The organism is Nonomuraea candida (assembly GCF_000725485.1).
Lineage (GTDB): Bacteria > Actinomycetota > Actinomycetes > Streptosporangiales > Streptosporangiaceae > Nonomuraea > Nonomuraea candida.
This window is the reverse complement of record NZ_JOAG01000197.1, coordinates 1-259: the sequence shown is the minus strand read 5'-3', so window position 1 is coordinate 259 and position 259 is coordinate 1. Positions and strand designations below refer to the sequence as shown.

The window sequence follows — 259 nt, the reverse complement described above, 5'->3', positions numbered from 1 at the left end:
CTGGCCTCGGCCGGAGGCAACACCGTCCCGGTCATCGCGCGGCTGGTGCAGGCCGATGAGGACACCGTGCGCGATGTGATCCATCGCTTCAACGAGATCGGGCTGGCCTGCCTGGACCCTCAGTGGGCGGGAGGCCGTCCCCGCCTGCTGAGTCCTGACGACGAAGACTTCGTCGCGCAGACGGCCACCACCCGTCCCGCCAAGCTCGGCCAGCCCTTCACCCGCTGGTCCATCCGCAAACTGCTCGACTACCTGCGTC

The 259-nt window shown here is 68.7% G+C and carries 1 protein-coding gene; it reads left to right on the top strand.

What is annotated here, in order from left to right; genetic code table 11:
* On the top strand, positions 1-259 hold a 259-nt coding region (locus IO39_RS43675; protein ID WP_043637944.1), incomplete at both ends, for a helix-turn-helix domain-containing protein.